Raw genomic sequence first — 18,418 nt, forward strand, 5'->3', positions numbered from 1 at the left:
GAGCGGAAATACCAGACGTTGTACGGTCGTGCGCACATATCCCGGTTCGGACGCTGCGCTATGACGCTCGGCCTCATCGTAGGAAAGTAGAACTACGGCCCGCAGAATGCAATCGCTCCTCGAATCCCGGGGCGGTCCCGAGTTGCCGCGGGCGGGCGGCACCTCTATCCAGCCACGCGTCGGTTCCGGGGAGCTTCGATGCCGCTCGTCTACAAGATCTGCCCACGGGGCCTGTGGCGGGAAGCCGAGGCAGCAGGCCGGTTCACGGGGGCGCCCATCGATCGCCAGGACGGCTTCATCCACTTCTCCACGGCGGCGCAGGTCGCCGAGACGGCGGCCCGCCATTTCGCCGGGCAGGCCGACCTGCTCCTAATTGCCGTCGAGGCCGACACGCTCGGTGCGGCGCTGCGCTTCGAGCCCTCGCGGGGGGGCGATCTGTTCCCCCACCTCTACGGCGCGCTGCCGCTCGAAGTGGTGATATCTGCGGAGCTGCTGCCCCTGGACGCGGACGGTCGCCACGTTTTCCCCGCCGGGCTCCCCCCGGCATGATTGGGCACGCCTTCCCGCTCGTGCGGCCGCTGCTGCACCGCCTCGATGCGGAGCGCGCGCACGATCTGACCCTGCGGGCACTCGCGCTGATACCGCCTGTGCGGATTCCGAAGGACGACCCGCGCCTCGCCGTCGAACTCCTCGGCCGCCGGTTCCCCAATCCGGTCGGGCTCGCGGCCGGCTTCGACAAGGGCGCGCGGGTGCCGGACGCGCTGCTCGGCCTCGGTTTCGGATTCGTGGAGGTCGGTGGCGTGGTGCCGCGGCCGCAGCCGGGCAACCCGCAGCCGCGGGTCTTCCGGCTGCGCGCCGACCGGGCGGTGATCAACCGCTACGGGCTGAACAGCGAGGGTCTGGCGGTGGTGGCCGCCCGGCTGCAGGCCCGGGCGGGCCGGCCCGGGATCGTGGGCGTCAATATCGGGGCCAACAAGGATTCGACCGACCGCCTCGCCGACTATGCCGCCTGCACGGCTGCCCTTGCGCCGCTCGTCGATTTCGTCACCGTCAACGTCTCTTCACCGAACACACCGGGGCTGCGCGACCTCCAGGGGGAGGCGTTCCTCGACGAGCTGCTCGCCCGGACGGTGGAGGCCCGCGACGCCGCGGGGGCTTCGGCGGCGATCCTGTTGAAGATCGCGCCCGACATGACCTTGGACGCCCTCGACGCCGTCTGCACCACCGCCCGGCGCCGGGGCGTCCAGGCGCTGGTCGTGTCGAACACGACGGTGGCGCGGCCGGAAAGCCTCGTCGAGCGGGGGCTCGCCCGGGAAACCGGCGGCCTGTCCGGCCGGCCGCTGTTCGGGCCGGCGACCCGGATGCTGGCGCAGGCCCGGCTGCGGATCGGGGATGCGGTGCCGCTCATCGGCGTCGGCGGCGTCGATTCGGCCGAGGCGGCTTGGATCAAGATCCTGGCTGGGGCGAGCCTCGTCCAGCTCTACTCGGCCCTGGTCTACGACGGTCCAGGGCTCGTCGGGCGCATCAAGGCGGGCCTGCTGGAGCGGATGGACCGGGCGGGCGTCACGAGCCTGACGTCGCTGGTGGGCCGCGAGGCCGCGGATCTCGCCCGGGCCGCCTGAACGATCGCGAACGCCGTTTAGAAAGGCTTTGCGGAGCCGAAGCTTAGCCTGTGTCCGACGCATGAGGGGCCTGCGCCCGCGCGCCATTGTGAGGCCCATGCGCAGACGCTTATCTCGCGTTTGCGAGATCGCTCGTGCCAGCCAATTCAGGACCGATCCATGGCCCAGTCCGAAGGGTCTTCCAAGCGTTCCTCCGCCGCTGGCGGCTGGGGCGCTCTGAAGAGCTGCGGCAAGCACCTGCTCGGCAGCCGCGCGCCGCTCACGGGCGCCCGTGCCCTGCTGAAGGCCAATCAGCCCGACGGGTTCGATTGCCCCGGCTGCGCCTGGGGCGATCCGGAGCACGGCTCGTCCTTCGAATTCTGCGAGAACGGCGTGAAGGCGGTCTCCTGGGAGGCGACCGACAAGCGGACGCCGCCCGCCTTCTTCGCGCGTCACACCGTGACCGAGCTGCGGAGCTGGAGCGACTACGCCCTGGAGGGCGAGGGCCGGCTCACGCACCCGATGCGCTACGATGCGGCAAGCGACCGCTACCTGCCAGTGAGCTGGGAGGAGGCCTACGCGGAGATCGGCGCGACGTTGCGCGGGCTCGATCATCCGGACCAAGCCGAGTTCTACACCTCTGGCCGCGCCTCGAATGAGGCGGCCTACCTGTACCAGCTCTTCGCCCGGGCCTACGGGACCAACAACTTCCCCGACTGCTCGAACATGTGCCACGAGGCGAGCGGCGTCGCCCTGATCGACGCCATCGGCATCGGCAAGGGCACCGTCCTGCTGGAGGATTTCGAGAAGGCGGACGCGATCTTCTGCGTCGGCCAGAATCCCGGGACCAACCATCCGCGAATGCTCGGCGACCTGCGCCGCGCCGCCGAGCGGGGCGCCGAGGTCGTGGTGCTGAATCCGGTGCGCGAGCGCGGTCTGGAGCGTTTCGCCGACCCGCAGAACACCGTCGAGATGCTGCGCGGCGCGAGCCGCCCGATCGCCAGCCAGTACCTCCAGCCCCGCTCCGGCGGCGACATGGCGGCCTTCCGCGGCATCGCCAAGATCGTGTTCGCCCGCGATGCCGAGGCCCTGGCGGCCGGCCGCCCGTCGCTGCTGGACCACGCCTTCCTGGAGCACCACACGGCGGGCCTCGACGCCTACCGCGCCGCCGTCGAGGCGACCGCGTGGGAGGCCATCCTCGACCAGTCCGGCCTGACGATGGACGCGATCGCCGCGATGGCGGACGTCTATCTGAAGGCGCAGCGCGTGATCGCCACCTGGGCGATGGGCGTGACCCAGCACCGCCACTCGGTGGCAACCGTCCGCGAGATCGCCAACCTCCTGTTCCTACGCGGCCATATCGGCCGGCCCGGCGCCGGGCTGTGCCCGGTGCGGGGCCATTCGAACGTGCAGGGCGACCGCACGGTCGGCATCAACGAGCGGCCACCCGCGGCCTTCCTCGACGCCCTGGAGCATCATTTCGGGCTCGCGATGCCCCGGACGCCCGGTCACAACGTCCTGGCGGCGATCCGCGCCATGCGGGACGGCACATCGAAAGCGTTCATCGGGCTCGGCGGCAATTTTCTGCGCGCGACGCCCGATACCCCGGTGGTGGCGCAGGCGCTGGCCTCCTGCCGGCTTACCGTCCACATCGCCACTAAGCTCAACCATGCCCATCTGGTGCCGGGCGCCATCGGCTACCTCCTGCCCTGCATGGGCCGCACCGAGATCGATCGGAACGCCGGGGGCAAGACCCAGATCGTGACCGTCGAGGATTCGATGAGCATGGTCCACGGCTCGGGGGGCATCAACAAGCCGGCCTCCAAGGACCTGCGCTCCGAAATCGCGATCATCGCGGGCATCGCTGAGGCGACCCTCGGTTCGGCGGCGATCGACTGGGCCGGGTTCGCGGCCGATTACGACAGGATCCGCGACGCGATCGCCGCCACGATCCCGGGATTTGCCGGCTACAACAGCCGGGTGCGCAAGCCGCGCGGGTTCATGCTGCGCAATCTCGCCGCCGAACGGGTGTTCGAGACGCCGTCGGGCCGGGCCAACTTCTCGGCGGAACCCCTGCCGGCCGAGACCGAGCATCAGGCCGCGCGGAAGGCACGCGACACCTTCGTCCTGCAGACCTTCCGCAGCCACGACCAGTACAATACGACGATCTACGGCTTGGACGACCGCTACCGCGGGGTCTACGGCGAGCGCCGGGTGCTGTTCGCGCACCCGGACGATTGCGCGGACCTCCGCGACCGGTTCGGGGAGCGGGTCGACATCGTCGGGACGCACGACGACGGCGTCGCCCGACGGGCTGAGGATTTCCGCCTCGTGCCCTTCGACATGCCCCGTGGCTCTCTCGCCGGTTACTATCCGGAGCTGAACGTGCTGGTGCCGCTCTCGACCTACGGCGAGAAGAGCGACACGCCGACGTCCAAGTCGGTGCTGGTGACCCTGCGGGCACGTGCCGCCGCGTGAGTCAGGCGCCCGACGAGGCGGCGTTCGTCGCCGCCCTCGCGCGGATCTCGGGGGTGCATCCGGACCTCGATCCGCTGGCGGCGGGACTCCTGGCGGCGCTGGACCTCGGCCTTCCGGGTGACAGTCGCGCCTTCGCCCGCACCTTCGGGGTGGAGCATGCCCTGGTGCTGCGTGCCTTGGCGGAGCTCGAGGCGGGCGGGCGGGTCGCCGTCACGGCCCGCGACGCGCGCACCCAGCGGACGCGCTTCACGGCAGCCGGCGGAGGGTGGGTCAGAACCCCTTCGCCTTGATCGCCTCGGCCCAGGTCACGGCGCGGCGGTTCACCCCGAGATGCTGCCGCTCGTAGAGCCGGCCTTCGAGTTTGATCGCGCCGCGCTTGGCGTATTCGGGGCGCTCGAACGCCTCAATCACCAGTTTCGCCCGGCGCACCTCCTCCTCGGTGGGCGCGAAGGAGGAATTGGCCGGCTCCAGCTGCGTCGGATGGATCAGCGTCTTGCCGTCGAAGCCGAGGTCGCGGGCCTGCCGACACTCGTCCCGGCATCCGTCCGTATCGGCGATGTCGTTGTAGACGCCGTCCAGGATCGCGAGACCCTCGGCCCGGGCGGCGGCGAGCGCCATCATCATCCAGGGCAGCATCGGGACCCGCCCCGGCACGATCTTCGCCCAGGTGTCCTTGGCGAGGTCGTTGGTGCCGAGCACCAGGCAGGTCAGGCGCTTGCGCGGATCGCGCTTGGCCCGGGCGATCTCCTGGATGTTGAGGATCGAGGCCGGCGTCTCGATCATCGCCCAGATCGCGATATCCTCAGCCGCGTCGAGGGATTCGAGCCGGTCGGCGATGCTCTCCAGCACGGCCGAGGACGAGACCTTCGGCATCAGGATCGCGTCGGGCTTGGCCTCGATGGCCGCGTGGAGATCCGCCTCGCCCCAGGGCGTCTGCGGCGCGTTGACCCGGATCACTAGCTCCCGGTCGCCATAGGCCCCGCTCTTGACCGCGGCGCAGACCTGCGTACGGGCGATCTCCTTCTCCTCCGGGCCGACCGCATCCTCGAGGTCGAGGATGATGCTGTCCACGGGCAGGGATTTCGCCTTGTCGAGGGCGCGCTGATTCGAGCCGGGCATGTAGAGCACGCTCCGGCGCAGGCGCAGATCCGTCGTGATGGCCATGCGTGTCTTCCTCCTGCTTCGTCCCGCGGCCGCCGGGCGGCCTCCCGTCGTTGCGGCGCACCCTAAAGCAGGCGGCGGCGCGCGCCACACCCAGAAAGTCGGGTCCCGTGAGTTCCGCCGCCGTTTGACACCGGCGCGGGTCTTCGCGGAACGAGGCCGCGGTTTGGTCATGTTCCGCCGCTTAAAGGCGGCCGCAACGCAAGTCTCTACGTTTGGAATTTCAATCATGCGCACAGTGTTGGCCGCACTCACCATGGTCGCGGCCCTCGCGGCACCGGGGGCTGCCTCGGCTCAGAGCCGGACGACACTGGGGGTCGGATCCGGCGCGGTCGCGGGGGCGCTGGTGGGTGGCCCGATCGGTGCGGTGGCCGGCGCGGTGGTCGGCGGCTTCGTGGGGCACGCGTCCGAGCGGGGGCATCGCTGGGTCCGGAGAAGCCGCCGCTACGGATATGCGGCCCAGCGGCGGGCGCTCCCGCGCCGGGCGGATGCGGCGGCGGCGCGCGCCCCGCGTCCGGTGGCCCAGGCGGCACCGGCTGCGCCCGCCACCGTCGCCACGACCTGGAAGGATCCGCATTAGGGCGTGCCCGAGCCGCCGCGACATCCGGTTCGCGGATGGATTGCATGATGAGCGGCACTGCAATCCGAGTCAGGCGGCCGGGCGGAGCACCTGCAAGTCCGTGCTCGTGAACGTCGCCCGGGCGAGGGCGGGATAGGCGATGGCCTGTCCGACGCCGCGGGCACCCAGGAAGGTCACGAAGGCGATCCACAGCCCGGCATTGCCGAGATCCAGGGTCTGCACGATCCCGAGTGCCGTTCCATAGGCTGCCAGCGCGCAGAGCATGAGGTTGCGCATCGCCCGGGTCCAGGTCGCACCGATATAGATGCCGTCATAGGCGAAGGGTGCCGCAGCCGCGAGCGGCGCCAGCGCGGCGAGCGGCAGATAGGTCCGCGCGGTCTCGCGCACCGGGCCGTTCGTGGTCACGAAATCGATGAACGCGTGGCCGCCGACGAACGACAGGAGGCTGACGCCCAGCCCGAATCCCAGGCACCAGCGCAGGCTTAAGCGGGCGGCGATCCGGAATGCGTTCGCGTCCCGGGCGCCGACCGCGCGGCCGCACAGGGTCTCGGCCGCCGTCGCGAAGCCGTCGAGGAAGAAGCCGCCGATTAGGAAGAGATTCCACAGCACCGAATTGGCGGCGAGCACCACGTCGCCCTGCCGGGCGCCCAGGGCCGAGAACAGGACGATCCCGGTGATCAGCGCCAGGGTCCGGAGCATCACGTCGATGTTGACGCTGAGCGTCCTGCGTAGCGCCGCCGCATCACGCAGGTCGCGCAGCTGCACCCGGAACGGGTGCGAGCCGAGCCGCGCCAGGATGACGAGCCCGAGTCCCAGTCCCAGCGCCTCCGCGCCGAGGGTCGCCAGCGCCGCGCCCGCCAGACCGAGGCCAAAGCCCAGGACCAGGGCGAGCGTCAGTGCGATATTGATCAGGTTGATCGCCCCCTGGAGCAGCAGGCCGAGATCGGTCCGCCCGCGGCCCAGCACCGAGCCGAGCACGCCGTAGCTCGCCAGGACGAAGGGTGCGGACAGGATGCGGATGTGGAAATAGGTTGTCAGGCCGGCGACCACGGCACCGCTCGCCCCGCTGATCGCGAAGGCGGCCTCGCCGACCGGCCACTGGAGCACCACCAGGGCGAGGCCGATCAGGGCGCCCGCCGCAAGGGTCCGGGCCAGGATCCGGTCGACCTCCCCATCGTCGCGGGCCCCGACCGCCTGCGCGGTGAGCCCCGCGGTCGCCATGCGCAGGGTGCCGAAGGACCAGAAGATCGCGTCGAAGATCACGGCGCCCAGCGCGATGGCGCCGAGCAGGGCCGCGTCGCCGAGGCGTCCGATCACCGCCGCGCCGACGAAGCCGAGCATCGGCGTCGTAACGTTGGCGAGCGTCATCGGCAGGGCCAGGGCCAGCACGCGGCGATGCGTCGGCCGGCCCGAACTGGTGGTCATGAGCCTCATGCCACCAGCTTAGCGGTGGCGAACGATTCGTGAACCCGCGCCGGGGGACGGTCGGTCAGCGCGAGACGGCGAACAGCCGCGCGATCAGCCAGAGCGGCACGACAACGATCGCCCCGGCGACGATCCAGCCGCCGAAATCGTGCAGCGATGCCAAGCCGATCTCCAACAGCGCCCGCGCCGAATCGTACAGGCGCCAGAACAGGCGCCCGGGCGTCAGGCCGAGCATCGACATGAAAGCGCCGACCAGCACCGACAGGAGCAACAGGCGCAGGAACACGCCGGCCGGAGAGCCGCCGAGGAAGCGCCGCAAGGCCGAGTCCCGGGGTCGAGAAGGCTCCGCCCCGTAGACACCGCCCGGCGGCGGTGCGTCCTGCCCGTAGCCCTGTGGGCGCCGCTGGTGATCGACGAGCATCGTACCCTCGTGAAAAGTCGTGCCGCGGGGATCGGGGATGAAGCGGGCGGAACCGTGGCCGGGACACCACACCGCGTCGAAACCCGAGGGCCGATCGGGCGTTGGCAGGGTTCTGCCGCCAACCCGAGATGGCAACCGGCGTCGATCTCGCCAAGATGTCGGACTCGGCGACGGAGGGAGCCGTCGCCGAATTCCCGTTGTCCCGCCCGGGCCAGGGGGCGATTTCCGGATCCCGGACGTTTCGTGAGAGGCTTCGAGTGCCGACGGGACCAGACGCACGATGATCGACCACGCCCTCTTCGACCCGGCGACGATCGATCCCGAGACGCTCCGGCTCAATGCCGAGATCGTCGCCGCCCACGCCGCGCTGCCCGATCCCTGGTCGCTGCCGATCGCCGAAGTGCGCGCCCGGCGCCGGGCCGGGACCAAGGCCGCGCCCGCGATGCCGAACAGCGCCCGGGCCGAGTGGCTGACCATCGACGGTCCCGGCGGCCCGCTCAAGCTGCGGGTGATCCGCCCGAAGCCGGGTGCGAAGCTGCGCGGCGCCTATCTCCACATCCACCGCGGCGGATGGGTCTGGGGCTCCGCGGACGAGCAGGATCCCTGGCTCGAACGCATCGCCGACGCCTGCGGCTTCGTCGTCCTGTCGGTGGAATACCGCCTCGCCCCCGAGCATCCCTACCCGGCCGCCCTCCTCGACTGTGAAGCCGCGGCCCTGTGGCTGGCGGGGCCCGGTAAGGCCGAGTTCGGGGTCCATGCGCTGACGATCGGCGGCGAGTCGGTGGGGGCGCATCTGGCCGTGATGGTGCTGCTGCGGCTGCGCGACCAGCACGGACTGCCGCGGGCCTTCCGGGGCGCGAACCTCAATGCCGGCTTCTTTGACCTCGGCCTGACCCCGTCGGTGCGCAACTGGGGCGAGGAGCGCCTGGTGGTCAACACCCGCGACCTCACCCGATTCGCCGATGGCTACGTCCGTGAGGGCATCGACCGGCGCCGGCCGGACGTGTCGCCGATCTACGCGGACCTGAAGGGTCTGCCGCCTGCCCTGTTCACCATCGGAACCGCCGATCCGCTCCTCGACGATACCCTGTACATGTCGGCGCGCTGGGCCGCGGCGGGCAATGGCGGGCACACGGCGATCTATCCCGGCGGCTGCCATGTCTTCGCCCGCTACGCGGGCCCCATGAGCGAGCGAGCCCTGGAACTGATTGACCGCTTCCTGATGGCGCTCGCCTGAGCGATCCGTCCGCGGTCCTGCCGGAGCGGTTCCGGGCCTGGTTCGCGACGCGCGGCTGGGCGCCCCGGCCGCACCAGCTCGAACTCCTGCGGATCGCCGGGACCGGCCGCTCGGCCCTGCTGGTGGCGCCGACCGGCGCCGGAAAGACCCTAGCGGGATTCCTGCCGAGCCTCGTCGAACTCTCGGAGCGTGGGCGCCAGAAATTGGTCCCGAAGGGGCTGCACACCCTCTACGTCTCGCCGCTCAAGGCGCTCGCCGTCGACATCGCCCGCAACCTCGACGCGCCCATCGCCGAGATGGCGTTGCCGGTGCGCGTCGAGACCCGCACCGGCGACACGCCCGCGCACAAGCGGACCCGGCAGATCAGCCGCCCCCCCGACATCCTGCTGACCACGCCCGAGCAGCTGGCGCTGCTGATCGCCCACCGCGAGGCCGCGGCGTTCTTCGCGGGCCTACGCTGCGTGATCCTCGACGAGCTCCACGCGCTCGTGACCTCCAAGCGCGGCGATCTCCTGTCGCTGGCGCTGGCGCGGCTGCACCGCCTGAGCCCGGGGCTCTCGGCGATCGGGCTCTCGGCGACCGTGCGCGAGCCGGACGAATTGCGGAAGTATCTGGTGCCGCAGGGCCCGCTTCCCCCTCCCCCCTCCGCGGGGGAGGGTATTCCGCGCAGCAGGGGGGGAGAGGGGAACCCGGCGTCCGGAACGGGCGAAAGCCTTCATGGCAGTCGCGCGATGTCTTGCAGCGTCGCTCCGCTCTCCCGACCCGGCCTGGCGGCCGGCCCACCCTCCCCCGCAGAGGGGGGAGGGAAAACCGCGGCGCCCATGGCCGACCTCGTCACCGTGGCTGGCGGCGCGCGGGCGGATCTGCGCATGCTCGACCTCGGCCGGGCGCTGCCGATCTCCGGCCACACCGCCTGGCACTCCATGCCGGCGATCTACGCGCTGATCAAAGACCACCGCACCACGCTGGTCTTCGTGAACACCCGCCTCCAGGCAGAATACACGTTCCAGGAGCTGTGGCGGCTCAACGAGGACGCCCTGCCGATCGCGATCCACCACGGCTCGCTCGACGCGCAGCAGCGCCGCCGGGTCGAGGCCGCCATGGCGGCGGGGCAATTGCGGGCGATCGTCTGCACCGCGACCCTCGATCTCGGCATCGACTGGGGCGACGTCGACCTCGTGGTCAATGTCGGCGCGCCGAAGGGGGCGAGCCGGATCATGCAGCGGATCGGCCGGGCCAACCACCGGATGGACGAGCCCTCGAAGGCCTATCTCGTTCCGGGCAACCGCTTCGAGATGCTGGAATGCCAAGCGGCGCTGGACGCCGTCGAGGAGGCCGCGCAGGACACCCCCGACGCCCGCCAGGGCGCCCTCGACGTGCTCGCCCAGCACGTTCTCGGCATGGCCTGCGCCGACGCCTTCGATCCGCTGGATCTCTACGACGAGATCGTCTCGGCCACGCCCTATGCCGGGCTGACCTGGGAATCCTTCGAGCAGGTGGTCGATTACGTCGCCACCGGCGGCTACGCCCTGCGTGCCTACGAGCGCTTCGCCAAGATCCTGCGCGGTCCGGACGGGCTGTGGCGGGTGCGCGACGCCCGCACCGCGCAGGCCTATCGGATGAATTTCGGCACCATCGTCGAGGCGGCGCGGGTGCGGGTGCGCCTCGGCCGGAGCCTGCGGGGCAAGCCCGGAACGGTCCTGCCCAAGTCCGGCCGGGTGCTGGGCGAGATCGAGGACGAGTTCGCCGAGACCTTGACGGTGGGCGACACCTTCCTGTTCGCCGGGGAGACCCTGCGCTTCGAGGGGCTCGCGGAGGACGAGTGCCTCGTGACCCGCGCGCCGCCCGGTACCGACCCGGCGATCCCGTCCTACGCGGGGGCGAAATTCCCGCTCTCGACCTTTTTGGCAGCGCGGGTTCGGGCGCTGATCGCCGACCCGTCCGAATGGGACCGCCTGCCGGAGCAGATCGGCGCCTATCTGCTGCAGCAGCGCCGCCGCTCGGTGCTCCCGGGGGAGCAGGATCTCCTGGTCGAGACCTTTCCCCGGGGCAAGCGGTACTATCTGACGGCGTTTCCGTTCGAGGGCCGGCTCGCCCACCAGACCCTCGGCATGCTGCTCACCCGGCGGCTGGAGCGCGACGGCCTGCGCCCCCTCGGCTTCGCAGCCAACGATTACGGCATCGCCATCTGGACGACCCGCGACGTGTCCGAGCGCGCCGCCCTCGATCCGGACTTCATCGGCGACCTGTTCGCCGTCGACATGCTGGGCGACGACCTGGAAGCCTGGCTCGACGAGTCGGCGATGATGAAGCGCACCTTCCGGCAATGCGCGGTGATCGCCGGTCTGATCGAGCGCCACCATCCCGGGCTGAAGAAGTCCGGGCGCCAGGTCACGATCTCCACCGACCTGATCTACGACGTGCTGCGCAAGCACCAGCCCGACCACCTCCTGCTCCGCGCCGCGCGGCAGGATGCGGCAACCGGACTCCTCGACGTGAGGCGCCTCGGCATGATGCTAGAGCGCATCCGGGGGCGAATCACGTACAGGTCTCTCGACCGGGTCTCGCCGCTCTCCGTATCCGTGATGCTCGAGATCGGGCGTGAGCGGGTCTACGGCGAGGGCGCCGACGAGATCCTGGCCGAGGCCGAGGCGGAGCTTCTTCAAGAGGCCCTGTCCTGACGGTCGATCCGCCCTCCCCCGACGACACCGAGGATGCGATCTTGGCGGCCGGCCTGAGACTCGAGAAGACTCAAAAGCACCCGACTCTGCACCTCGCGGGCGAGACCCTGGTGCTCGACCTGTGCGGCGGCCTCTGGCTGCCGGAGCACCGGACGCTGATCGTGTCCGATCTGCATCTGGAGAAGGGCTCGTCCTACGCGGCCCGCTCCGGCCAGTTCCTGCCGCCCTACGACACCCGCGAGACGCTCGCCTGCCTGCACGAGGCGGTGGCGCGCCACGAACCCGCCCGGGTCGTCGCCCTCGGGGATTCATTCCACGATGCCCGCGGACCCGAGCGCATGGAGCCCGGCGACCGGGCCATGGTGGCGGCGCTCCAGGACGGCAGGGACTGGGTCTGGATCGCAGGCAATCACGATGCCGCAATCAGCCAGGGGGTCGGCGGCCGCTACGCCGACGCGCTGACACTGGGCGGCCTGGTCCTGCGCCACGAGCCGAGCCCGGGCGACGCGCCCGGGGAGATCGCCGGGCACCTCCATCCCTGCGGCAAGGTCGCGATGCGCGGCCGCGCGGTCCGCCGCCGCTGCTTCGTCACCGACGGCAGCCGCGTGGTGATGCCGGCCTTCGGCGCCTATGCGGGGGGCCTCAACGTCCGCGACAGGGCCATCGAAGGCCTGTTCCCGAAGGGTTTCACCGCCCACCTCCTGGGAGACGGGCGGGTCTTCGCCATTGGACGGGCACAGCTCGCCCGGGACTGAGCCTGCAGCGGTTCGCTTCGTCCGCTCGACCGGATCAGTTCGCCGACATGAAGCGGTTCACGCTCTCCGACAGACTCGAGGAGTGGTCCGCCAGGCTTCCGGCGATGCCCCGGACCGCCTCGGCGAACTGGCCGGTCGCGTTGGCCGCCTGTGAGACGCCGCCGATATTGCCCGACATCTCGTGGGTCGAGACCGCCTGTTCCTCCACGGCGCTCGCCATCGCCAGGGTCAGCTTGGACAGCTCGCCGACGGCCGCGGTGATCATCTCGATGGCGCCGACCGCCTCGCCGGTCGCGCTCTGGATCGCCGAGACCTGCTGGGTGATCTCGCCGGTCGCCTTGGCGGTCTGCTCGGCCAGCGCCTTGACCTCGCTGGCCACCACCGCGAAGCCGCGCCCGGCCGCGCCGGCGCGCGCAGCCTCGATGGTCGCGTTCAGCGCCAGAAGGTTGGTCTGGTCGGCGATCGACTTGATCATGCCCACCACCGCGTCGACCTTCCGGGCATTCTCGGCGAGCTGCCGCATCGTCGCGTCGGTGGTCCCGGCCTGGGTGGCGATCTGCTGCGCCCGCTCTGAGACCCGCCCGACCTGCCCGGAGATCTCCTGGATGGCATTGTTCATCTGCTCCGAGGTCGCGGCCACGGAGGTGGCCCTCTGTCGGGCGGAATCGGCCGACTGCGTGAGCCCCTCCGCCGATTGCTGCATCTCCTCGATCGCCGACCCGACCGCCGCGACCACCCGGTTGACCTCGGAGGCCATGTGGACCTGGGCCGACACCACCGACCAGGTCAGCATCGGTCCGATGTAGTTCCCCTTCTCGTCGTTGACCGCCGTGACCTGCAGGTCGAGCGTCTCCGGACCGACCTTGATCTTGGTGCGGTGCGGGAGGCGGCTAGCATCCGCCAGCATCGAGCGCTGGTGGCGGGGGTTCTTGTGGAACACGTCGAACGAATGTTCGAGCATCTCATCGACCTTGATCGGGAGATGTTGCTCGAGTGGACCGAGGGTACGGCGCGAGGTCGTATTCAGGTAATTGATCCGGAAGTTGTCGCGCGGATCGGCGGTCATCACCGCCACGGGCATGTTGTCGATCATCGACATCAGCCGGTCGATCTGGTTCTTCTTCACCGAGATGTCGCTTGCGAACTTGATGACCTTCACGGGCTTGCCGCTGGCATCGAGGATCGGATTGTACGTCGCTTCGAGCCAGACAGGGTGCTTCTCCTTGTCGAGCCTGAGGAATTCGCCGGTGACGTATTCACCCGACCTCAGCTTCGCCCAGAAGGCCGCGTAGTCGTCCGATTTGACCGACGCATCATCGACGAAGATCGAATGGTGCTTGTTGATGATTTCGTCGAGCGCGTATTTCATCAATTTCAAGAAGTTTTCGTTCGCACTTGTGACGTGACCATCCATATTGAATTCAATAATTGCCAATGACCGATTGAGCGCATCGATCTTGGCCTGCGATTCGCTGTAGGTCGTCCGCTTGAACATGGCTGCACCCGCTTGTGATGCATCTTTCAAAACCATGGACGCGTTAATCCAATCCTAATCCTAAATTGAATTTTTATTTCGTCATTTGAGTTCTATAATACGGTGCTGATATCAATCGAAAACAGTATTATATAGAGCCATTACTTCAGTATTATCGATAGCAAATAATAAAAACATCTCGAAAATTATAGTATCAAAACCAGCCCCGCATCCGAAAATATATGATCGGCGCGAGCGCGCTCACGAGAATGAGGGCCAGGGCGTAGGGGTAGCCGTAGGTCCAGTCCAATTCCGGCATGTGCTTGAAATTCATGCCGTACATCGACGCGATCAGGGTCGGGGGCACGCCGACCACCGAGACGACGGTCAGTACCCGGAAGACATTGTTCTGCTCGATGTTGATAAGACCCAATGCCGCGTCGAGCAGAAATTGAACGTTTTCTGCCAGCCGCGTCTCGAACTCGTCGAGGGACTCGATATCCCGTTTGATCGTCTCGAAGCGGCCATCCTCGGGAAGGCCCAGCCCGTCACAGGCGGCTGAAACGAACGGGACGATCCGCTCCAGTCCGAGGAGGCTGGCGCGAATCTTCCCCAACGCTTTCCCGCGGCGGCTGATCCCGTGCAGGATCCGGCGCAGCGCCAGATCGCGGCGCCGCGGTGGCGGGCTTTCCAAGCGGCGCCGCTCGGGGCCGCGGACATCGAAATCGAAGATCCGCGACGAGAGCGTGTCGAGTTCCGTCGCCATGTCCTCCAGCGCGTCCGCGAGGTTGTCGACGAGCTCTTCCAGCACGACCAGGAAGACCTCGCTCGGCGTCACGCTGCCGTCACCCTCGGCGATCCGCTTCGCCGCGGAGGCGAAGCTGCGCAACTCGTGGAAGCGGATGGTGACCAGGTGGTCCTTCGTCAGCATGAGGCCCAGCGGCTTCAGCTGCGAGTCGCTGCGTTCGAAGGTAATCATCGGTGTCGAGAGGGAGAGCCCGCCCTTCACCCGGCGCAGGCGGCTCGAATTCTCGACCTCCGCCAGAGCCGCCCGCGACGGGACGCGCAGCCCGGTCGACGCTTCCACGGCGGCGGCCTCCTCCGGGGTCGGATCGTTCATGTCGAGCCAGACGGCCCCGTCCGGAATGCGCCCGCCGGGCTCGATCGCCAGCGGGCCTTCGGGTCCGTGCAGGCTCAGCATCGGCGCATGGGATCCATCTGGAAGAACGGGCGGCCGCCCCGCCATCACGCCGTCGCGCGGGGGTGCGACCGTCTTGACACGACACGCCGCCGAGCCTACCTCACCGCGGTCTTTGGCACTCGCCGAGACAGAGTGCTAACAGTCGGGTTTGGACGCGGCCTCGCGGCCGCATCAACGCCAACTTCAGACCTGAAGCAAGAGGGCAGCTCATGAACTTCCGTCCGCTGCACGACCGCGTGGTCGTCCGTCGCATCGAGAGCGAGGAGAAGACCAAGGGCGGCATCATCATCCCGGACACCGCCAAGGAGAAGCCGCAAGAGGGCGAGATCGTCGCCGTCGGCCCCGGCGCCCGCGACGAGACCGGCCGCATCAACCCGCTGGACGTCAAGAAGGGCGACCGCGTCCTGTTTGGCAAGTGGTCCGGCACCGAGGTCAAGATCGACGGTCAGGACCTCCTGATCATGAAGGAATCCGACATCATGGGCGTCGTCGCCCTCTGATCGGATCACCCGTCCCGACCCTTTGAGGCCGCTCCGGCCTTGGGGTTCAACCTAACGACAAGAGGCAAACCATGGCAGCGAAAGACGTTCGTTTCTCCGCCGACGCCCGCGACAAGATGCTTCGCGGCGTCGACATCCTCGCCGACGCGGTGAAGGTGACGCTCGGCCCCAAGGGCCGCAACGTCGTGATCGAGAAGAGCTTCGGCGCCCCGCGCATCACCAAGGACGGTGTGACGGTCGCCAAGGAGATCGAGCTCGCCGACAAGTTCGAGAACATGGGCGCCCAGATGGTGCGCGAAGTGGCCTCTAAGACCAACGACATCGCGGGTGACGGCACCACCACCGCCACCGTGCTGGCTCAGGCCATCGTCCGCGAGGGCGCCAAGTACGTCGCCGCCGGCATCAACCCGATGGACCTGAAGCGCGGCATCGACCTCGCCACCGCCGCCGCGGTGAAGGACATCATCGCCCGCGCCAAGAAGGTCTCGACCTCCGACGAGGTCGCCCAGGTCGGCACGATCTCCGCCAACGGCGACAAGGAGATCGGCGAGATGATCGCCCACGCCATGCAGAAGGTGGGCAACGAGGGCGTCATCACCGTCGAGGAAGCCAAGACCGCCGAGACCGAACTCGACGTCGTCGAGGGCATGCAGTTCGACCGTGGCTATCTCTCCCCATACTTCATCACCAACGCGGAGAAGATGGTCGCCGAGCTGGAAGACCCCTACATCCTCATCCACGAGAAGAAGCTGTCGTCGCTCCAGGCGATGCTGCCGGTGCTCGAGGCCGTGGTCCAGACCGGCAAGCCGCTGCTGATCATCGCCGAGGACATCGAGGGCGAGGCGCTGGCCACCCTCGTGGTCAATAAGCTGCGCGGTGGCCTCAAGGTCGCGGCCGTGAAGGCGCCGGGCTTCGGTGACCGCCGCAAGGCGATGCTCGAGGACATCGCGATCCTGACCAAGGGCCAGATGATCGCCGAGGATCTCGGGATCAAGCTCGAGAACGTGACGCTTCCGATGCTCGGCCGCGCCAAGCGCGTGCGGATCGAGAAGGAGAACACCACGATCATCGACGGCGTCGGCGAGAAGTCCGACATCGAGGGCCGCATCAGCCAGATCAAGGCGCAGATCGAGGAGACCACCTCGGACTACGACCGGGAGAAGCTGCAGGAGCGTCTGGCCAAGCTCGCGGGCGGCGTCGCGGTGATCCGCGTCGGCGGCGCGACCGAGGTCGAGGTCAAGGAGAAGAAGGACCGCGTCGACGACGCCCTCAACGCCACCCGCGCGGCGGTCGAGGAAGGCATCGTCCCCGGCGGCGGCACCGCACTGCTGCGCGCCAAGAAGGCGGTCGCTGAGCTGAAGAGCGAGATTCCGGACGTCCAGGCCGGCATCAAGATCGTCCTCAAGGCCCTCGAAGCCCCCCTGCGCCAGATCGCCCAGAACGCGGGCGTCGAAGGTTCGATCGTGGTCGGCAAGATCACCGACAACACCTCCTCGGAGACCTACGGCTTCAACGCCCAGACCGAAGAGTACGTCGACATGATCCAGGCCGGCATCGTCGACCCGGCAAAGGTCGTGCGCACCGCCCTGCAGGACGCGGCTTCGGTCGCTGGCCTGCTGGTGACCACCGAAGCCATGGTCGCCGACGCCCCGAAGAAGGATGGCGGCGCCCCCGCGATGCCGGGCGGCGGCGGCATGGGCGGCATGGACTTCTAAGTCCACATCACCCGTAGAGATGAGGAAGGGGGTCGCCGAGAGGCGGCCCCTTTTCTTTTGTTGTATCGAGATCCAAGCGTTGCGGGAGACACCGTCCAAATTTCATATTCGGCGCCTGTGATGGGCATACAGAGGAGCCGGATGCAGCCAACCGCCATGTCTAAGCCCGTCCACCTCGCCGTTTGGGTGAGATCCTGCAGAGACGGCAGCGGCATGCTGCGGGCGTCGAATCCCAGCGCGATCTGTCCAGACGCGTCACTTCCCTCTCCGAATTCCTGCTGACGCTGGGGCTACCCTCCCGGCATGGGGGGCAGGAGACGCGCGTTGCAGTTCCGAAATGATCTCGACAGCGTCGTGCGAAAACTCGCGCCCGCGCGACCGCGGCGTCTGGACCACCTCACCAAAACACAAAAAAACGGGACGGCTCGCGCCGTCCCGTCGGTGGTGGTTCCTATCGGCCTAAGAAGATCGAGGCCAGTCGCTGGAGCAGGCCCCGCGGTGCGGGCGGCGGCTCAATCTGCCCAGGACCGTCCCCGATCTAAGCGTTGGCGGCGAAGGGATGCTGCGCCGAGTTGCGCTGCTCGGTGACCGTCGCGGCCTTCGGCTCGCCGTTGACGGCGCGCTGGATCGACAGCTTGGTCGCCTCGTAGTTGTACTTCTGGATCTTGGCGTCGTCGGCCGCCTCCCAGTGGATGAACACGCCGACCAGGATGAACAGGTCGTCGGCCTCATCGGCGGGGATGATGCCCTCGGCGACCGCGTCCTGCACGGCCTTCGCGACGCCGTGCTGGGCCGGGCCGAACATCTGGACGGCCTGACGGGCGTCGTTGATGGTGACCTTGTTGAACATCAGGGTGTTGGGCTTGCACGGCAGGTTCGGCGCGATGACCGCGAGCAGGCTGGTGAAGCCGTGCTTGTTGTTCACGAGGCCGTTGCAGAAAGCCGTCTCGGCGGGCGAGCCGCGCGGTCCGATGATCAGGTCGATGTGAGCGACTTCGTTGCCGTCGCCGACGAGGGCTTCGCCAACCTGAACCTTGGTGATCTTCGCCATTCGGTGTCTCTCCCTGGATTCCGAAATAGGGCCGCGGCGCCGGACGATGCCAGCGGCCGGGAAGCCATCCTTGTTATCGGCGCCCGATCCTCCGGCCGTGCCGGTTGGGCCGAGCCGGTTGGGCCGGACAGCGCGCCG

16 protein-coding genes are annotated in these 18,418 nt (G+C 68.7%); 10 read left to right on the top strand and 6 right to left on the bottom strand.

Annotated features, from left to right (window positions below):
- The first annotated feature begins 198 nt into the window (after positions 1 to 198).
- The 4 genes from AC3IF1_RS24090 to AC3IF1_RS24105 all read left to right on the top strand — a co-directional run bounded on the left by AC3IF1_RS24090 (position 199) and on the right by AC3IF1_RS24105 (position 4,369).
- Complete coding sequence (locus AC3IF1_RS24090) at positions 199 to 549, top strand: DUF952 domain-containing protein (RefSeq protein ID WP_489219654.1); 351 nt, start codon at positions 199 to 201, stop codon at positions 547 to 549.
- Positions 546 to 1,622 carry a quinone-dependent dihydroorotate dehydrogenase gene (locus AC3IF1_RS24095; RefSeq protein WP_243973435.1) on the top strand — a complete coding sequence of 359 codons (1,077 nt, stop codon included), beginning with the start codon at positions 546 to 548 and terminating at the stop codon, positions 1,620 to 1,622. Before AC3IF1_RS24090 ends, AC3IF1_RS24095 begins: the two co-directional genes overlap by 4 nt.
- 159 nt (positions 1,623 to 1,781) lie before the next feature.
- A complete protein-coding gene (locus AC3IF1_RS24100; RefSeq protein WP_489219656.1) occupies positions 1,782 to 4,079 on the top strand; it encodes an FdhF/YdeP family oxidoreductase in 2,298 nt (765 codons plus the stop codon).
- A complete protein-coding gene (locus tag AC3IF1_RS24105) occupies positions 4,076 to 4,369 on the top strand; it encodes a hypothetical protein (protein WP_489219658.1) in 294 nt (97 codons plus the stop codon). Before AC3IF1_RS24100 ends, AC3IF1_RS24105 begins: the two co-directional genes overlap by 4 nt.
- Here AC3IF1_RS24105 and AC3IF1_RS24110 read toward each other — a convergent pair.
- Positions 4,350 to 5,243 (bottom strand): HpcH/HpaI aldolase/citrate lyase family protein, encoded by an 894-nt coding sequence (locus tag AC3IF1_RS24110; protein WP_243973432.1) that lies wholly within the window; start codon positions 5,241 to 5,243, stop codon positions 4,350 to 4,352. The two genes, AC3IF1_RS24105 and AC3IF1_RS24110, sit on opposite strands and share 20 nt — an antisense overlap.
- 226 nt (positions 5,244 to 5,469) lie before the next feature.
- Here AC3IF1_RS24110 and AC3IF1_RS24115 point away from each other — a divergent pair, with 226 nt between their 5' ends.
- Positions 5,470 to 5,820: a hypothetical protein gene (locus AC3IF1_RS24115; RefSeq protein ID WP_489219660.1), complete on the top strand. Its 351-nt coding sequence runs from the start codon at positions 5,470 to 5,472 to the stop codon at positions 5,818 to 5,820.
- A gap of 69 nt (positions 5,821 to 5,889) precedes the next feature.
- On the opposite strand, the gene AC3IF1_RS24120 is transcribed toward AC3IF1_RS24115, so the two are convergent.
- Positions 5,890 to 7,245, bottom strand: a complete 1,356-nt coding sequence (locus tag AC3IF1_RS24120; RefSeq protein WP_489219661.1) for an MATE family efflux transporter — start codon at positions 7,243 to 7,245, stop codon at positions 5,890 to 5,892.
- Between the two features lie 64 nt (positions 7,246 to 7,309).
- Positions 7,310 to 7,666 carry a DUF6460 domain-containing protein gene (locus AC3IF1_RS24125; protein ID WP_489219662.1) on the bottom strand — a complete coding sequence of 119 codons (357 nt, stop codon included), beginning with the start codon at positions 7,664 to 7,666 and terminating at the stop codon, positions 7,310 to 7,312.
- 280 nt (positions 7,667 to 7,946) lie between these two features.
- On the opposite strand from AC3IF1_RS24125, the gene AC3IF1_RS24130 reads away from it, so the two are divergent.
- Genes AC3IF1_RS24130 through pdeM form a run of 3 tightly spaced genes read left to right on the top strand, consistent with a single transcriptional unit; the run spans position 7,947 to position 12,339 of the window.
- The gene (locus AC3IF1_RS24130) at positions 7,947 to 8,903 is read left to right on the top strand and encodes an alpha/beta hydrolase (protein WP_243973428.1); all 957 of its coding nucleotides are present in this window, start codon (positions 7,947 to 7,949) and stop codon (positions 8,901 to 8,903) included.
- Positions 8,900 to 11,584 carry a ligase-associated DNA damage response DEXH box helicase gene (locus tag AC3IF1_RS24135; protein WP_489220460.1) on the top strand — a complete coding sequence of 895 codons (2,685 nt, stop codon included), beginning with the start codon at positions 8,900 to 8,902 and terminating at the stop codon, positions 11,582 to 11,584. The genes AC3IF1_RS24130 and AC3IF1_RS24135 overlap by 4 nt, the downstream gene beginning before the upstream one ends.
- A gap of 41 nt (positions 11,585 to 11,625) precedes the next feature.
- On the top strand, positions 11,626 to 12,339 hold the full coding sequence (gene pdeM, locus AC3IF1_RS24140) for a ligase-associated DNA damage response endonuclease PdeM (protein ID WP_489219664.1): 714 nt from the start codon (positions 11,626 to 11,628) through the stop codon (positions 12,337 to 12,339).
- Positions 12,340 to 12,373: 34 nt separating this feature from the next.
- Here pdeM and AC3IF1_RS24145 read toward each other — a convergent pair whose 3' ends face one another.
- Together AC3IF1_RS24145 and AC3IF1_RS24150 are read right to left on the bottom strand one after the other, a co-directional pair.
- Entirely contained in the window at positions 12,374 to 13,834 is a 1,461-nt protein-coding gene (locus tag AC3IF1_RS24145; RefSeq protein WP_489219665.1) for a methyl-accepting chemotaxis protein, read from the bottom strand.
- A 193-nt stretch (positions 13,835 to 14,027) separates the two neighbouring features.
- Entirely contained in the window at positions 14,028 to 15,014 is a 987-nt protein-coding gene (locus AC3IF1_RS24150) for a CorA family divalent cation transporter (protein WP_243973425.1), read from the bottom strand.
- A gap of 209 nt (positions 15,015 to 15,223) precedes the next feature.
- Between AC3IF1_RS24150 and groES the strand changes: the two genes are divergently transcribed.
- Positions 15,224 to 15,514: a co-chaperone GroES gene (gene groES, locus AC3IF1_RS24155; RefSeq protein WP_243973424.1), complete on the top strand. Its 291-nt coding sequence runs from the start codon at positions 15,224 to 15,226 to the stop codon at positions 15,512 to 15,514.
- A 71-nt stretch (positions 15,515 to 15,585) separates the two neighbouring features.
- A complete protein-coding gene (gene groL, locus AC3IF1_RS24160; protein WP_489219666.1) occupies positions 15,586 to 17,229 on the top strand; it encodes a chaperonin GroEL in 1,644 nt (547 codons plus the stop codon).
- A gap of 538 nt (positions 17,230 to 17,767) precedes the next feature.
- On the opposite strand, the gene fae is transcribed toward groL, so the two are convergent.
- The gene (gene fae, locus AC3IF1_RS24165) at positions 17,768 to 18,280 is read right to left on the bottom strand and encodes a 5,6,7,8-tetrahydromethanopterin hydro-lyase (protein ID WP_243966825.1); all 513 of its coding nucleotides are present in this window, start codon (positions 18,278 to 18,280) and stop codon (positions 17,768 to 17,770) included.
- Positions 18,281 to 18,418 lie beyond the last annotated feature (138 nt).

The organism is Methylobacterium sp. E-012 (genome assembly GCF_057836545.1).

What these genes read in the sequence shown, in the direction of transcription:
- AC3IF1_RS24090 (WP_489219654.1), top strand. Translation starts at nt 199, where the DNA reads ATGCCGCTCGTCTACAAGATCTGCCCACGGGGCCTGTGGCGGGAAGCC.
- AC3IF1_RS24115 (WP_489219660.1), top strand. Translation starts at nt 5,470, where the DNA reads ATGCGCACAGTGTTGGCCGCACTCACCATGGTCGCGGCCCTCGCGGCA.
- AC3IF1_RS24125 (WP_489219662.1), bottom strand. Translation starts at nt 7,666, where the DNA reads ATGCTCGTCGATCACCAGCGGCGCCCACAGGGCTACGGGCAGGACGCA.
- groL (WP_489219666.1), top strand. Translation starts at nt 15,586, where the DNA reads ATGGCAGCGAAAGACGTTCGTTTCTCCGCCGACGCCCGCGACAAGATG.
- AC3IF1_RS24130 (WP_243973428.1), top strand. Translation starts at nt 7,947, where the DNA reads ATGATCGACCACGCCCTCTTCGACCCGGCGACGATCGATCCCGAGACG.
- groES (WP_243973424.1), top strand. Translation starts at nt 15,224, where the DNA reads ATGAACTTCCGTCCGCTGCACGACCGCGTGGTCGTCCGTCGCATCGAG.
- fae (WP_243966825.1), bottom strand. Translation starts at nt 18,280, where the DNA reads ATGGCGAAGATCACCAAGGTTCAGGTTGGCGAAGCCCTCGTCGGCGAC.
- AC3IF1_RS24110 (WP_243973432.1), bottom strand. Translation starts at nt 5,243, where the DNA reads ATGGCCATCACGACGGATCTGCGCCTGCGCCGGAGCGTGCTCTACATG.
- AC3IF1_RS24095 (WP_243973435.1), top strand. Translation starts at nt 546, where the DNA reads ATGATTGGGCACGCCTTCCCGCTCGTGCGGCCGCTGCTGCACCGCCTC.
- AC3IF1_RS24145 (WP_489219665.1), bottom strand. Translation starts at nt 13,834, where the DNA reads ATGTTCAAGCGGACGACCTACAGCGAATCGCAGGCCAAGATCGATGCG.
- AC3IF1_RS24150 (WP_243973425.1), bottom strand. Translation starts at nt 15,014, where the DNA reads ATGCTGAGCCTGCACGGACCCGAAGGCCCGCTGGCGATCGAGCCCGGC.
- AC3IF1_RS24100 (WP_489219656.1), top strand. Translation starts at nt 1,782, where the DNA reads ATGGCCCAGTCCGAAGGGTCTTCCAAGCGTTCCTCCGCCGCTGGCGGC.
- AC3IF1_RS24120 (WP_489219661.1), bottom strand. Translation starts at nt 7,245, where the DNA reads ATGACCACCAGTTCGGGCCGGCCGACGCATCGCCGCGTGCTGGCCCTG.